12 protein-coding genes are annotated in these 15,229 nt (G+C 49.9%); 5 read left to right on the top strand and 7 right to left on the bottom strand.

Features of this window, described 5'->3' with window-relative positions; translation table 11 throughout:
- Positions 1-10: 10 nt before the first annotated feature.
- Complete coding sequence (gene rne, locus L3J94_01790; GenBank protein MCF6217488.1) at positions 11-2,764, bottom strand: ribonuclease E; 2,754 nt, start codon at positions 2,762-2,764, stop codon at positions 11-13.
- Between the two features lie 588 nt (positions 2,765-3,352).
- Here rne and rluC point away from each other — a divergent pair.
- The 4 genes from rluC (at position 3,353) to L3J94_01770 (ending at position 6,566) form a co-directional block, all read left to right on the top strand.
- Positions 3,353-4,294, top strand: a complete 942-nt coding sequence (gene rluC, locus L3J94_01785) for a 23S rRNA pseudouridine(955/2504/2580) synthase RluC (GenBank protein ID MCF6217487.1) — start codon at positions 3,353-3,355, stop codon at positions 4,292-4,294.
- Positions 4,295-4,957, top strand: a complete 663-nt coding sequence (locus tag L3J94_01780; GenBank protein MCF6217486.1) for an HAD-IA family hydrolase — start codon at positions 4,295-4,297, stop codon at positions 4,955-4,957.
- Positions 4,957-6,015 (top strand): S49 family peptidase, encoded by a 1,059-nt coding sequence (locus L3J94_01775; GenBank protein MCF6217485.1) that lies wholly within the window; start codon positions 4,957-4,959, stop codon positions 6,013-6,015. Before L3J94_01780 ends, L3J94_01775 begins: the two co-directional genes overlap by 1 nt.
- A gap of 71 nt (positions 6,016-6,086) precedes the next feature.
- Positions 6,087-6,566 carry a hypothetical protein gene (locus L3J94_01770; protein ID MCF6217484.1) on the top strand — a complete coding sequence of 160 codons (480 nt, stop codon included), beginning with the start codon at positions 6,087-6,089 and terminating at the stop codon, positions 6,564-6,566.
- 6 nt (positions 6,567-6,572) lie between these two features.
- On the opposite strand, the gene L3J94_01765 is transcribed toward L3J94_01770, so the two are convergent.
- On the bottom strand, positions 6,573-6,854 hold the full coding sequence (locus L3J94_01765; protein MCF6217483.1) for a hypothetical protein: 282 nt from the start codon (positions 6,852-6,854) through the stop codon (positions 6,573-6,575).
- Between the two features lie 193 nt (positions 6,855-7,047).
- Here L3J94_01765 and L3J94_01760 point away from each other — a divergent pair, with 193 nt between their 5' ends.
- Positions 7,048-10,254, top strand: a complete 3,207-nt coding sequence (locus L3J94_01760) for an EAL domain-containing protein (protein ID MCF6217482.1) — start codon at positions 7,048-7,050, stop codon at positions 10,252-10,254.
- 142 nt (positions 10,255-10,396) lie between these two features.
- Here L3J94_01760 and mutM read toward each other — a convergent pair whose 3' ends face one another.
- Genes mutM through L3J94_01735 form a run of 5 tightly spaced genes read right to left on the bottom strand, consistent with a single transcriptional unit; the run spans position 10,397 to position 15,151 of the window.
- Entirely contained in the window at positions 10,397-11,212 is an 816-nt protein-coding gene (mutM, locus tag L3J94_01755) for a bifunctional DNA-formamidopyrimidine glycosylase/DNA-(apurinic or apyrimidinic site) lyase (GenBank protein MCF6217481.1), read from the bottom strand.
- Positions 11,213-11,215: 3 nt separating this feature from the next.
- The gene (locus L3J94_01750; GenBank protein ID MCF6217480.1) at positions 11,216-12,070 is read right to left on the bottom strand and encodes a hypothetical protein; all 855 of its coding nucleotides are present in this window, start codon (positions 12,068-12,070) and stop codon (positions 11,216-11,218) included.
- Positions 12,070-13,413, bottom strand: coding sequence for a GldG family protein (locus tag L3J94_01745; protein MCF6217479.1), 1,344 nt, complete (start codon positions 13,411-13,413; stop codon positions 12,070-12,072). Before L3J94_01745 ends, L3J94_01750 begins: the two co-directional genes overlap by 1 nt.
- A gap of 20 nt (positions 13,414-13,433) precedes the next feature.
- Positions 13,434-14,183: an ABC transporter permease subunit gene (locus L3J94_01740; protein ID MCF6217478.1), complete on the bottom strand. Its 750-nt coding sequence runs from the start codon at positions 14,181-14,183 to the stop codon at positions 13,434-13,436.
- Positions 14,180-15,151 (bottom strand): ABC transporter ATP-binding protein, encoded by a 972-nt coding sequence (locus tag L3J94_01735; GenBank protein ID MCF6217477.1) that lies wholly within the window; start codon positions 15,149-15,151, stop codon positions 14,180-14,182. The genes L3J94_01740 and L3J94_01735 overlap by 4 nt, the downstream gene beginning before the upstream one ends.
- Positions 15,152-15,229 lie beyond the last annotated feature (78 nt).

Raw genomic sequence — 15,229 nt, 5'->3', positions numbered from 1 at the left:
GCCTTTACCATTACACCGGGTTGTCATCACCCTTTTTGGTTGCTTCAGCTTCTGGTTGCTGGGTAGCGGCTGGCGCGGGTGTTGCTGTTTCGGTTTTGTGGTTAGTTTGCGAATCCACAGCACTATTGACAGTTTTTTCAGTGGCAGGCTTTTCACTGGTTAGCGGTTTTTTAGCCTGACTACTCTCTTGGGCTTGCTGTGCTTTTTCTGCTGCGCGCTTAGCCGCAGTACTGGGTGAAAGCGGCGCTGGATCAGGCTTTATGAACTTGGGCTTCTGTGGTTTTTCAGTGCTGGTTTTTTCCTTTTCTTGGGTGGGAAGAGGTGCTTTATCCTCACTCTTAACTGCCACAGGAGCTGCAGGCTTGGTTTCCACAGGCGCAGGCTTAGTTTCCACAGGAGTCGGTTTAGTTTCCGCAGGAGTCGGCTTAGCTTCCACAGGAGTCGGCTTAGCTTCCGCAGGCGCAGACTGTTGCACTGTCTTTTGCTCGAGGGTGGTCGTGCTACTGGTCGTCTCGGGTGTATCGACACTAGCCGGTGTTGCGACTACGCGATCCTCGGCTGCTTTTGGCTGCTCGGTTTTGCTCACTTCACTGCTGCTAAGTAATGCTCTTGTTGCGTCCGGGTTGCTATCACGGCGTGGACGGCGCATACGTGGCGCGTTATCTACGGGTGATTGTGCTTGGCTCTCTGAACTTTGTGGTGACGGTACAGCGTTTTCAGTTTGTGGCTGATCACTGTTCTGAGGCTCATTGCGGTTACGGTTACGGCTGCGATTACGGTTACGATTACGATTACGACGCTCACTTTTCGGGCGACTGTTTTCACCGCTCTCAGCATTTTCATCGTCATGGGTATGCTCTGCTACTTGGTTTGTGGCCTGCTGAGCGGTGTTGTTACGCTGTCCGCCCTCTTGGTTTCGTTCACCACGAGGGTTGCGGCGGCGTGCATCATTACCTTGCTCGCGTCCTCGATTGCGGCCACGGTTTTGGTTGTTTCCGTTGCGCGGGTTGCGGTTGCGCGGGTTGCGATTACCATTGCGCTGTGGCGCTGCCGGCTTTTTCTCTTCTTCCTCTTCGGTACCAAACAGGCTGGCCCAGAGGCGTTTGATCAGGCTGGGTTTGGCGGGTTGCACGGGCTGCATGGGTTGTGCTTGTGGTGGTGCGGGTGTTGCGGGCACCACACTTTTTACTGCGGCCTCTTCAGTTTTGGCTTTGACTCGGGTAGGTTGTGCGGCTACTTCAGGCTCCACTTTAGTGGCCATCTGGTAGCTGCTTTGTTGTGGGTTGGGTTGCGAGCCAACCTCATCTTCTCTGATGCGTTCAATTTCGTAACGCGGGGTTTCCATGTGGCGGTTCGGGATCAGTACAACCGAGATCTTTTGACGCGCTTCCACATCATGGATGACGGTACGTTTTTCGTTGAGCAGAAAAGTGGCAACTTCTACCGGGAGTTGAGCAACAATTTTGCCGGTGTTCTCTTTCATCGCCTCTTCTTCGATAATACGGAGTACTGAAAGGGCGAGAGATTCAACATTGCTCACGTGGCCTGTGCCGTCACAGCGAGGGCAGAGTGCCTGGCTTGATTCACCCAGTGATGGGCGCAGCCGCTGGCGTGACATCTCCAACAGGCCAAAGCGCGAAATGCGCCCGACCTGTACCCGGGCACGGTCCATCTTCAGGGCATCTTTGATGCGGCTTTCAACGTCACGCTGATTGCGCGAGCTGCTCATATCGATAAAGTCGATAACCACCAGTCCGCCAAGGTCACGCAATCGCAGTTGGCGGGCAATCTCATCGGCGGCTTCAAGGTTGGTATTACGTGCGGTCTCCTCGATGTCGCTGCCTTTGGTGGCACGTGCGGAGTTAATATCGATAGAGATCAGTGCCTCCGTGTGATCGATAACAATCGCACCGCCTGATGGTAGCCTCACTTCACGTTGAAAGGCCGTCTCGATCTGGGTCTCAATTTGGTAGCGTGTAAAGAGCGGGGTAGGATCCTGGTAGTGTTTTACCTTGTTCAGGTTGTGCGGCATAACCAGTTGCATGAACTCTCTTGCTTGGTTGTAAATGGCCTCGGAGTCGATCAGGATTTCGCTGATATCCTGACGGAAATAGTCACGGATAGCGCGAATAACAATATTGCTCTCCTGATAGATCAGGAAGGGCGCTTTACGTTGAACTGCGGCCTCATCAACTGCGGTCCAGAGCTGTAGCAGGTAGTCGAGGTCCCACTGTAGCTCTTCGTGGGACTTGCCAACACCTGCGGTGCGGACGATCATGCCCATGCCGTCGGGTAGCTCGAGTGCATTGAGCGCATCGCGTATTTCATTGCGATCCTCGCCAGTGATTCGGCGTGAGACACCGCCTGCACGAGGGTTGTTGGGCATCAGAACCAGGTAGCGGCCTGCCAGGCTTATGAAAGTAGTGAGCGCTGCGCCTTTGTTGCCGCGCTCTTCTTTATCCACTTGAACAACAACTTCCTGCCCCTCTTTGAGGACCTCTTTGATACTAACGCGGCCACTGGTGTTGGCACCTTCTACAAAGTAGCTGCGTGAGATCTCCTTGAGTGGCAAAAATCCGTGACGCTCTGATCCATAATCAACGAAAGCCGCTTCGAGGCTTGGCTCGATACGGGTAATAGTGCCTTTATATATATTGGATTTTTTCTGCTCGCGGCTGCTGGTTTCAATATCAAGGTCGTAGAGTTTTTGGCCATCTACAAGGGCCACGCGCAACTCTTCAGGTTGAGTTGCGTTAAACAACATTCTTCTCATTATGTCTCTCATGCGCTCTACCACGCTTCGCATCGGCAGAACTGAAGTATCTTTTTTGTTGGCTGGCTGGCGTCATCACCGCTTAAGGGGGAGGCCAGCTGTCAGCTGTATACTTTTAAGTGGGTATTAAACCCAGGCTCCGTCTAAATCATCGAAGCGCAGAAGAGCTATTCAATTGAAGTTCACCACTTTTATCGGGGAGGGCTTCAGTTCATATAAAGAGACCTGCTTAAGGAAGCTGTGAACAAATCATGATTGCTTTACGCTGGCTTAAACTGCCCTCATTTATCTCGAAAGTCACACAAACAGATTAACTGTTACTGCGTCATTCGAAATATATTGAGAACAGTTTTTACTTAGCCTAAACCCAATCAGGCTCATTCAGAGCCTTTCTAAATACAGATCTCGAAAAAATATTTTGTCAATTTCCCTGTGTGACAAGGTGGTTATTCACCACTCACAACGGCCGTCACATAAACTGTAAAACTTTTATTACGTTTGGGATTATAATGGCTCTTCTCCAGAAACACAGCATTTTTTTAATTCTTTGCTGAACTCTCCATTTTAATTGAGTGAATAATCGTATCTATGAGCAGATCTGTACAGCAAGCGACTATCGATGAAGGCCATGAAGGGCAGCGTATCGATAACTTTTTACTCTCTAGGCTCAAAGGCGTTCCCAAAAGCCGTATTTATCGCATTTTGCGCAAGGGAGAGGTGCGTGTAAATAAAAAGCGAATTAAGCCGACCTATCGCCTGCAAATTGGCGATATTGTCCGTATTCCACCGGTGCGTATGGCAGAGGCGGGGGAGGTGATTCGTGCGCCCCAGGCTTTTTTAGCTTGTTTGGAGGCAGCGATTCTGTATGAGGATGAGCAGTTGATTGTTATTAACAAGCCCTCAGGTTTGGCTGTGCACGGTGGTAGTGGTATCAGCGTGGGAGTCATCGAAGGTTTTAGGCAGCTCCGTCCTGATGCCCACTTTCTTGAATTGGTTCATCGCCTGGATCGGGATACCTCGGGTTGCCTGATGATCGCCAAAAAACGCAGCATGCTGCGCGCTCTTCACGCCCTGCTACGGGAGGGTGCTATTAGTAAAATCTACTGTGCGCTGGTGCGGGGTGGTTGGCATGGTGAGGCGCGGCGAGTCGATGCGCGGCTGCAAAAAAACACCCTGAAGTCAGGGGAGCGCCTAGTGCGTGTGCACCCGGAGGGGAAGACGGCGCTAACAACATTTCACCCCATGAAGCACTATAGTGATGCCACCTTTGTGCAGATTGATCTTGGCACGGGTCGTACCCATCAAATCCGGGTGCATGCTCAGCATATCAAAAAGCCCATTGCCGGGGATGAAAAATATGGTGACCAACAATTCAATGAAAAAATGCAGGGGCGTGGACTTAAGCGCCTCTTTTTGCACGCGCAAGAGTTGCGTTTTATTCACCCGGTGGCTGAGGTGACATTGGCGGTTCAGGCCCCCTTAAGTGATGAATTAAAAGCTGTTTTAGAGGGTATGAGCTGAATGACCTCTAAATCCTATGCGCTGATTGTGTTTGACTGGGATGGCACTTTGATGGACTCAGAGGCGAAAATCGTCAATGCCATGCAGGCGGCTATTGCTGATGTTGTCATGCCGTTTCGTAGTCGTGAACAGATTAAAGATATTATTGGTCTGGGGCTCCAAGAGGCGCTCTCTGCACTTTTCGATGGGATTGATGAAGCGCAATCGATTCAGTTGATCGATGCGTATCGACATCATTTTTTATTCGCGGATGAGACACCGATGCCGATGTTTGAAGGTGTGGGTCGTTTGCTTGAAACGTTGAATAAACAGGCGTACTGGTTGGCCGTTGCCACAGGAAAGAGCCGCAAAGGGTTGGATCGGGTGTTGGATGAGTGTAATCTGCGCCATTACTTTCATGTCACACGCTGTGCTGATGAGTGTTTTTCCAAGCCCCATCCTCTGATGATGGAGGAGATTATGGCGTTTGTGGGTGTGACATCAAATGAGACACTGATGGTGGGTGATAGTGAGTACGACATGCTGATGGCGAAAAACGCAGGTGTGGATGCACTGGCGGTCAGCTATGGCGTACACGAGAAGAAGCGACTTTTGGATTGTGGTGCCTTGGGCTGCCTCGATGATATTCGCGAATTACATGACTGGTTGCCGGGTGAAAAATAATGAGTGATGAGAAGAAAAATCAAACACCAGAGGGTGGTGTAACAAAAGATGTGTGGACTGAGGGTGAGCCGGTACACGCTTCTCGTAATGAAACCGATGCTTCAACAGCAAAAAAAGAGCAGGAGGTTGATGAGGCTGCGTGGCAGCGTGACCTGCTGAATCGACTGGCCTTTTCTGCAGTCAACGAACAGCGGCGTACCCGCCGTTGGGGTATCTTTTTTAAGTTTATGGTGTTCGCCTATATCTTCTTTATCCTGTTTTATATCCCGCGAGACTGGGGCGGGGCTGACATTAAGCTGGGGGGGGAGCATACCGCACTGATCGAAATTTCAGGTGTGATTGCAGCCGATACCCCCGCAAGTGCGGATACGGTTGTCGGTGGTTTGAGAGCGGCCTTTAAGGATACAAATACGGCGGGTATTATCTTGCGTATCAACAGTCCTGGTGGCAGCCCAGTGCAGTCGGGTTACATTTATGATGAAATCAAGCGCTTGCGTGCACTGTATCCGGCAATTCCGCTCTATGCGGTGGTGGTGGATGTCTGCGCTTCCGGTGGTTATTACATCGCAGCGGCAGCCGATGAGATTTATGCCGATAAGGCGAGTATGGTCGGTTCGATTGGTGTCGTGATGAATGGCTTTGGTTTTACCGGCGCGATGGATAAGCTGGGTGTGGAGCGTCGCCTTTTAACCGCCGGAAGCAGTAAAGGGTTTTTGGACCCTTTCTCTCCCTTGAAAACCGATGAGGTGGACCATGTGAAAGGGATGCTGGGTAACATCCATCAGCAATTTATCGATGCGGTTAAAAATGGCCGAGGTGACCGACTTGCAGACTCCGATAAGATTTTCACAGGGCTTGTCTGGAGTGGTGAGCAAGCCGTGGAGCTGGGTTTAGTCGATGGTTTAGGGAGTAGCAGTTATGTCGCACGCGAGGTGATTGGTGTTGAACGAATTGTCGATTTCACACCACGCCCCGACTACTTCCAACAGTTCGCTGACCGTATTGGAATGACGATGGCCAACGGTTTATCGAATCAGTTAGGCCTCTCGCTTGAGTGATTGGCTTTAAAACCCTGATTTTCGGATCATGACTTGATTAGGGTGTGACCTTTGCCTGGGAGTTGAGGCTGATGCCAGTTGACTTGTTTAGATTTTTTTCACCCGCAGGGCTATTGCTTGTTCTACTGTTGATCTTGTCGGGTTGTACATCTTTAGGCCCGGTGGGCGCGCCGGGTTTTGATGATGAATTTTCACGCACCATAGCGCCGGGTGAACAGCTTGAACACTACGCACCTTGTTATCTTTATGCGGGAACCTACATGGATGGTAAGCCGTTTACTGTTCCCGTTTATGAAGGGGTGCTGGTGATGACTGATCAGCGGATTATTTTTACTCAGTGGGATGCGTCGGAAAAATACTACAAGCCACGGGTATGGATAAAATTGAGTGATATCAGACGGGTGAAAAAACAGCACGATTCGTTACTTCGTTATGTGGCTGTTGAAGGGCGTGATATGAGCAGGAATGCCTATCATATGATGGGGCCGAGCGTGGATCTGGTTTATGAGAAGATCAGGGCGTCGGTTAAAAGCCGGTTATCGTCACCATAACGAACACTATTTACCCTGGTTCGCTTTTTTTTCTATTTTTCTCCGCAAATAGGTTCCGGCTAATATTGATGTGGGTAGTGCGACACCTGCGACGATAAGAGATGAAATTACCCAGTAAGGATCCATGTAACCCGCTTCGGCATAGGCGAGGCCGTGAAAGATGAGTAGGGTATATGTCACGCTTGCAATATTCGCGGGCCAATAGGGTTTGATGAAGTAGTGGCAAAACAGGCTGCAAATCAGCGCGATGGTTGTGGCCGCAAGCAGGCTGACAAGAAGGGCTATCATGGGTTTTCCTTAGGTTTTGCAGATTTTAGTTGGCCCATTTTAGCTTGTTTTTAAGGTGTATTGGTAGGTGATATAATGTGTGCAAAAATCTCACGGTTTTGCTTGTTAAGTATTGGCTTGAATGTCCGACTAACTGACTAATGCCTGTCTGTAGTGTAGTTCTCTCTCTTCTTTTGATTATCCCGGATAGCCGATGCTGAAGCTTGGTGGTAAGTTGATTCTTGGTGTGTTGCTGACCCTGGGAACAATTCTTTCAGTTGGTTTTTATTTTATTTTGGATAAGCAGACGGCTGGCTTGCTGGATGAGATACGAGAAAATTCGATCTCTATTTCTAATATTGTCAGTTTGAGTATTGGCGAGATCTTAGGTGAAATTGAGAGCCAGCAAAACCAGCTGCAATCCCTTTCGGATGAGCTGGTGAAGCATCCCGATATTGAGAGTGTGGTTGTTTTGGGGGGGCTCAGTCATGTTATTGCCAGTACCACTCCCCAGCTGACCCCATTTGAGCCGAAAGGTGCGCTCTCTTCCAGGATTGCAGCTGTTTTTGAAACAGCTCTGCCGCAAGATATTTTTTCTGAAAAGGAGGGGTTTCAGCGCCTCTATGCGGTGGTGGGCGGGCATGATGGGGTGGTCGCAGTGGTGATGGTCTCATTTGCCTCGGCGAAATCCAGTAGTAGCGAGGAGGATGTTACTCAAGCTACCCGGGCACATATGGCAGAAATTCTCCACCATAAGAAGGAGAACAAACGCTTTCTTAATAAGCTGGTAACCCAGGTTCGTGATCTTCCAGAGGTGATGACTCTGGAGGTTTATAATGAACAAATTATGTTGCTACAGTCTTATGCTGATCAGCAGTTAGTAGACCCTGTTATCCTCTCTTCATCTATCAAACATGTGTTTAATTCAGGTGTCGCCCATGAGTCGGGTGGCGACGATGTCGGCTATTACCAGCGCTTAGAACCGGTATTCTTTTTGGGCGGTGATGAGGTTATTGGTGTGGTGCGTCTGGTTAAGGATATGCAGCCGGCACTCGATAAGGTTGCTGAGCTCTCTCATACCATGCGTCTTATTGTGGCGACGGTGGCGATTGCAATATTCTTTGTACTTTCATGGTTAATGCAGCGAGTTATTATTCGCCCGATTCGCCTGCTTTCTGAATCGGCACAACTACTTTCTGAGGGGCATTTTAAGAAGGTTAAGGTGCCGCGTTCCAACGATGAAGTTGCGCAGCTGGGGCGTTCATTTAACCGTATGGTGGATTATCTCTTTGACTCCCAGTCAAAGCTCATTAACGCTAATGAATACAATGAAAACATTCTTCGCACCATGGGGGATGCTCTTTTTGTGGTCGGGGTGGATTACCGCATAGAGCATGTGAATGATGCGGCGCTGAAATTATTAAACTATCCGGCGCGGGATGATGTGATCGGTTTTCCGCTTAGCCTGGTTTGCAGTGATACCCCGGACTGCAAAGGTGAACAGCTCTCATTCTTGATGGAAGATTATGACTTTAATGATCAGGAGAAGTACCTGATCACACGTACTGGAAGTTTTGTGCCGGTGTTACTCTCCTTTTCTCATATTTACGGTGCCGATGGTGAGGTGGATGGCGCGGTATGTGTTGCTAAGGATATTACTGAGCGGAAACGTACCGAGCAGGTGTTGCGCGAGGCGCACGTTAAGCTGGAGGCGCGAGTCAAATATCGTACAGAGGAGCTGTTTCAGGAGAAAGAGCGACTGCAGGTAACATTACGATCAATTGCAGAAGCGGTGGTGACCGTGGATACCCTAGGGCAAATCGCCTATTTCAATCCCGCCGCTGAGCGGGTGACTGGCTGGTCATCTTTTGAGGTTATTGGGCGCGATATGGAGGAGGTGTTGCCATTCTTTGACGAGAAGGGTGAGCGGATGGATTCTGGGTTGCTTAAGGAGTGTATTGATCAAGGTTATTGTGGCCAACTGAATGTGAACCACAGTATGAACTTACTGAATCGTCGTGATGAGATGGTGGCGATTGAGAGCACCATTGCTCCGATGCTGGATAACTATGGCAATGTAACCGGTATTGTGGTGGTTTTCAGGGATGTGAGTGAAGAGCGCAGGCTGCGCAAACAGCTGTTACATCAGGCAAACCATGATGCGTTAACCGGGCTTTTCAACCGTTTGGTTTTTGAAAGGAAGCTGGAGGAGTCGCTTAATCTTGCGCGCAATACCGGTGTTGAGCATGCGGTGCTGTTTCTTGATCTTGACCAGTTTAAAGTGGTTAACGATACCTGTGGCCATGTGGCGGGTGATGCGTTATTGCAGCAGCTTACATCACTGTTGCGTGAAAAGATGCGGGCGACTGATATGCTGGCTCGTCTTGGCGGAGATGAGTTTGGAGTAATACTTAATAGTTGCTCACTGGATCATGCCAAGAAGATTGCCCTCGCACTGTTAGGTATTGTGCGAGAGTTTCGTTTTATCTGGGAAGATAAAACATTTGAAGTGGGTGTCAGTATTGGCTTGGTGATGCTGGATGAAAATTCAGAGAGTGTGGCATCTATCATGAGTGCGGCGGATATTGCATGTTATGCGGCTAAGGATGGCGGACGAAATCGTTACCACCTTTATGAAGCCAGTGATACGGAGCTTAAGCAACGTCATGGTGAAATGCAGTGGGTAACGCTGATTAGCAAAGCGATTGCAGAGGATCGATTTGTCCTGCACCTGCAAAAGATCAAGGCATTGAAGGAGGATGGTGGTAGTGCGCACTATGAGCTGCTGTTACGCATGGTGGATGATAACGGTGCTTTAATTCCCCCGGGTGCATTTCTACCCGCTGCTGAGCGTTATGGTTTGATTGCCAGTGTTGATCGCTGGGTGATTGAAAGAGGGTTGTCTGTTTTAGCAAAATATCTCAAGAAAAATCCGGGAGAAGCGTGTGTTTTTGCGATCAACCTTTCGGGTATGTCGATTGGCGATGATGGTTTTCTTGACTATATCCAGGAGCAGATAGCACGGCATGAGTTGCCACACCACTGTATCTGTTTTGAGATTACCGAAACAGCGGCGGTGGCCAACCTTGCCCGTGCGCGTGAATTTATCAAGGCGCTGCGTGCTTCTGGGTGCAAGTTTGCACTGGATGATTTTGGTTGCGGTGTCTCATCCTTCAGCTATTTGAAAAACCTACCGGTGGATTACCTCAAGATTGATGGCCTGTTTGTGCGTGATATGGCGGATGACTCAATTGATTACGCAATGGTTGAGGCGATCAACAATATTGGCCAGGTTATGGGTCTCAAGACCATTGCAGAATTTGTTGAGAGTCAGGCTGTTTTGGATTGCTTGGTGGCGCTGGAGGTCGATTATGCTCAAGGCTACTATATCGGCGAGCCGATCCCCCTTGAGGAGATCTAGTATATTAACCCTTCGGGCGTTTCTGTGGCACTCCGCCTCGGCGCTATAGCACTTGTTGAGGGAGTAACCATTCCCTGCGAGCTCTGCCTTGATGCGAAATGCCACAGAATCGCTGACTAGGCAATATAAGAGGGTTGATGTACTAGTTTTGACATTGAGGGCAAAAAAAGCTTGATCGTTGCCCCTGTGTGATTTGCTTAATAGGTGTATGGCAGTGGGTGCAAGGCTGGTCTGTACGCCCGTATACCTGTAGCTGTTGCTGAAAATAACCTGGCTTTCCGTCGCTTTGAGTGAAGTCACTTAGGGTGGTTCCGCCCTGTTTTATAGCCTCTTTCAGCACGGTTTTGATAGTGGTTGCTAGCTGGTGGCAGTGGCTTTTAGTGATGCTGGAAGCTTTTCGCCGTGGGTCGACTCCACAGAGAAACAGTGACTCATTGGCATAAATGTTACCCACTCCCACCACAACTTTGTTGTCCATTAAAAACTGTTTGATGGCTATTTTTCGTTTCCGGGATATTTGATGCAGGTGGTTGCCGTTGAACTGCTCTTCGAGAGGTTCTGGGCCAAGATCTCTTATAAGCGGATGCTGTGAGGCCGGCTGTGCGGTCCAGAGCACTGCACCAAAACGGCGTGGATCATTTAGACGCAGGCACTGACCGTTCTCCATTATCAAGTCAAAGTGATCATGCTTTTTTATGGGGGTTTGAGGTGGCAATATGCGCAGGGTACCTGACATGCCAAGATGAAGTATTAGTGTGCCATGGGAGAAGTTTAGCAGCAGATATTTGGCTCTTCGCTCGATGCTGTGTAGTCTCTTTTCGGGCAACATTTGTATCAGTTCAGTGGGGATTGGCCAGCGTAGCGTTGGATGGCGAATAATCACCTCCTTGACGCGTTCACCTTCCATGTGGGGCGTTATTCCGCGACGAACCGTCTCTACTTCCGGTAATTCAGGCACGGGCTATTCACTTGCTACTTTTATAGTGGGGAGGCGCGTCAGTTGAGCCAGGCTGCCTTCATTCAGGTGATATTGAATGCCCAGATCTGGGCGAGCAAGGATCAGTTCCGGGTCGCTGCTGACGAGTTCGAACTGGATGCTCTTCTGATTTTCAAAAGCTACTGTCATGCTGGCTTCACTATCGGTTGTCTGGTAAGGCGCGACTAATAGTGCACGGGCGTGCTGCCAATGGTCGAGCAGTTGCTGGACCTGATCTGCTGAGTAGTGCTCTGGTTGTGGTGTGACCTGCCATCTGCCTTGGTTGTGCTGTAGCGTTAGATTGTCCAGTGTGAGAGCCGTTATGTGTGCGCCCTCAGGTAGCAGGCGGGGTGATACATAGTCATGTGACGCGCCGCTGAGTTGATGAGAGAGGGTGTCATAGATCATGTGAACATGAGTTCCGAACTGGAGGTATCGCAACTGGTTTAATGGGTTGCGGTCACCAAAACAGGCTTGTTGCCGGTTATATTCGATGCAGAGTGATGGTTTCTCAAGACCAACTTGTTGAGGGTTTATTTCACTGAGTGGATATTGAATAAGGCTATCACTCTCCAGCAGTGCCAATAGTTCGGTAACCAGGGGTTTTTTAGCGGCTAGCGGTGGGTTTTGTAGCCACCACTGTTGCTCTTTTTTATGCAGAACGATGCTGGGGTAGCCTTGCCGGGTAACGGTTATGGTGTTGACCGACTCACGATCTAACAGAGGTGCAACCGTGGTGGGCGTGCCGAGTGTTGGTGTGTCGGCTGGCCAGAAAGTGATGGTTAACAGCAGCGCCAGCGTGAAGAGCAGTGAAATATTGAGTAGGTTCTTGGTGTGCATCAGCGCTTCCTGCGTCTTAGCCAGATCCAAACACCCGCCACCAGTAACCCCGCCGGGATGATCAACAAAAAACTAAAGCCAATAATGGCTTGATCAAGGGTGCTGAGTTCCAGCTGATTGTCATTGCGGCTTTTAGTTGGAATGGCGACAAAGCGGTCGTCATGGCTGAGCCAGTTGATAATGTTTACACCAAGGTCAAGGTTGCCGCCATTGCCTAAATAGCTGTTGGAGATAAAGTCGGCATCGTGAATAACCACCATACGCTGTTCACGCTCTGCTGATTGTCGGGTCATGGTGAGACCCAGGATGATGGGACCAGGGTGATCTTTTTCGCTATTGAAATCGACAACCTCAATGATCTCATCCTGCTCAAGCCAACTGCGTGCCAGGGTGGTGAGGAGTGTGTTGGTTTTCCAGAGGCTCTCATTTTTTACTAGCAGCCCACCCGCCTGCGGGAAGAGGGTAAGTGCCTCCATTTGTGCCGTTATGGGGTGCTGTGAATATTCGCTGACAATGGCAAAGCGTGGGTCGTTAATGCCCAGTAGTTGCCCCGTTGGGTCGACCACTGTTCCCGGCAGTATTTCGATGCTCAATTGCTCAGCCAGTGGTTGCAGGTTGGTTTGTTGCTCGGGTTCCAGTAGCCATAGCAGGTTCCCGCCTTGTTCAATATAGCGTTGTATCATGGTTATTTCGCCGGGTAACAGCGGGGTTTGTGGATCGGCAATGACTAAAACGGCGGTGTTGTCAGGAATCTCAGGGTGAGTGCTGAGGTTAATTTTCTGTAGCTGGAAACCCTTTTTTTGCAGCTGTGACCCCCACTCGCCGATATGAAAATTGGCTTCACCCAGGGGGTCTCGTTCGCCATGACCGGACAGAAAAACAATCCAGCGTTCATCGGCACGCGCTAAGCGCTGAAGGGCGTTGGTGATGCTCTCTTCGGAGCTGAGTTTGATGTTTTCGCGCTTTTTGTCATAGTGAATAACCAGCTCACCTACTACCGTAATGCCTTGCTCACGGACTTTTTTCGGTTCGGTATCGGGATTGATAAAGTGTAATGTTATATCCGCTTTATGGCGTTGGTAGCGGGAGATCAGGTCGCTGACGGCCTCCCGCTCCAGATCGCCTTCTCTGACGAATGCCTCTATTTCTACCGGTTTGTTGAGAGTGGCGAGTAACTGGATCGAGGCTTCAGAGAGCGTGTTGCGGCTGTTGTTTGTCCAGTCTGACTCCAGGGTGTAGCGGGTACTGAGCCAGGCCAGCAGGGCAATAATGGAGAGGAACAGTACGATAAATACCAGGTTTTGTAGGCGTGATTGGTTTTTTGTGGGGTGTAAATTAGCCATGTCAGGTCAATTCAGCTTCTTTAAGGTTGCAGACGGTCGGCATCCAGACGACGAATCGCCAATACCAGAAAAGAGAAAATGAAGAGTAAGAAATAGGCGATATCGGCACTGCTAACAACCCCTCTTAAGAGGGGTTGTAGATGGTGCAGCATTGAGAGGTAGGCCAGTAACCCGTTGGGGTCACTGTTGCTTGCCCAGTTGATAATCCAGAGCAGTAACAGTGCGCCAAAGGTGATAACCGCCGCCACTGTGGGGTAGCTGGTGAGGCTGGAAATATAGAGGCCGATGGCGGAGAAACTTGCCAGCATGAGTGTGAGGCCGAGCAGCCCTGCGGCGAGCATGCCAATATCCAGGTTGCCACCCAACAACAGGGAGAGCGGCATCAGTGCGATTAACATCACCATGATCAACATAAAGCTGAGAATGCCCAGGTACTTTCCAATTACGATTTCACTCATGGAAATAGGTGCAGAGAAGAGCAGTGGCAGTGTCTGGTTGCGACGCTCCTCACTGATGAGTCGCATGGTGAGCAAGGGGACAACCAACAGCAGTACAATGGCCGCATTGCCCAGTAGTGGCGCAACCATTATTTCGGTGGTTCCAGGCGCATTTTCGAGCAGTGCGATTTGTGCCTGCCACTGGAGCAAAGTGTCGAGCTGAGAGAGAAACATGAAACCTAAAATTAGCTGAACAACGGCTAATATTGCCCATGCGAGGGGCGATAAAAATAGACTGCGCAGCTCTCGGCCTGCCAGGGTGAATATCATCATGGTTGGACGACCTTATCATGATGAGGCTCGCGGCAGGTGAGATCGACAAATACCTCTTCTAAACTCATGCGCTCCGGAGTGAGCTCATAGATTCCCCACCCTTCACTTACGGAGGTGCTGACCAGTATTTCTGTCGGATCCTGCTCGGCTAAAAAGTGAATTCGTCGCGTATTTTCATCTACCGATTCAACATCCTGAACCCCAGTCAGTGAAAGTATTTCAGAGGTTGCTGGTGGCTGTTTGAAACGCAACAACAGCGCGGTGGTTTGCATCCGCTGGCTCAAGTTTTCGATGCTGTCATTGAAGACAAGTTTTCCCTGCTTGATGATCTGTACCCGGTCACAGGTGGCTTGCACTTCGGGTAAAATATGGGTGGAAAGAATAACGCTGTGTGTTTGACCCAGCTCACGAATAAGTTGTCTGATTTCACGGATCTGGATGGGATCGAGGCCAACGGTAGGCTCATCAAGCAGCACTAGAGCAGGGCTGTGGATGATCGCCTGGGCAATGCCTACCCGCTGCTGGTAACCTTTGGACAGGTTGGCAATTAGCCGCTTGCCCATCTGTTCAAGGCCACAGCGCTGCTTGCAGCTGTCTACAGCAGCACTAATATATGGCTTAGCAATACGGTTGAGGCGTGCGGCATAGTGAAGGTACTCATCGACCATGAGTTCTTTATAGAGCGGTGGATTTTCAGGTAAAAACCCCAGGGCTGCTTTGGCCTGTTTGGGGTCATTTAATATATCGTAGCCATCTATTGTTACGCTGCCCGAAGTGGGAGCCAGATTGCCCGTGATCATCTTCATGGTGGTGGACTTGCCGGCTCCGTTGGGGCCGAGGAAACCGAGGACTTCGCCACGCTCGAGAGAGAAACTAATTCCATCGACCGCTTTAATCGACCCATAGTGGCGAGAAAGCGCGTCGACTCGCAATAACGGGGCCGTGGGTTGGTGTACTAATTGATCCATTTTTTAAGTTTACTGATCAGACTGAAATTGGTTTTCTATGATAGATTGGAACACCCAAAAATCATAGTGTTAACTGAA

The organism is Gammaproteobacteria bacterium (assembly GCA_021647245.1).
GTDB lineage: Bacteria > Pseudomonadota > Gammaproteobacteria > RBG-16-57-12 > RBG-16-57-12 > JAFLJP01.
The sequence above is the reverse complement of the archived record's forward strand: the minus strand, read 5'-3'. Positions and strand labels throughout refer to the sequence as shown.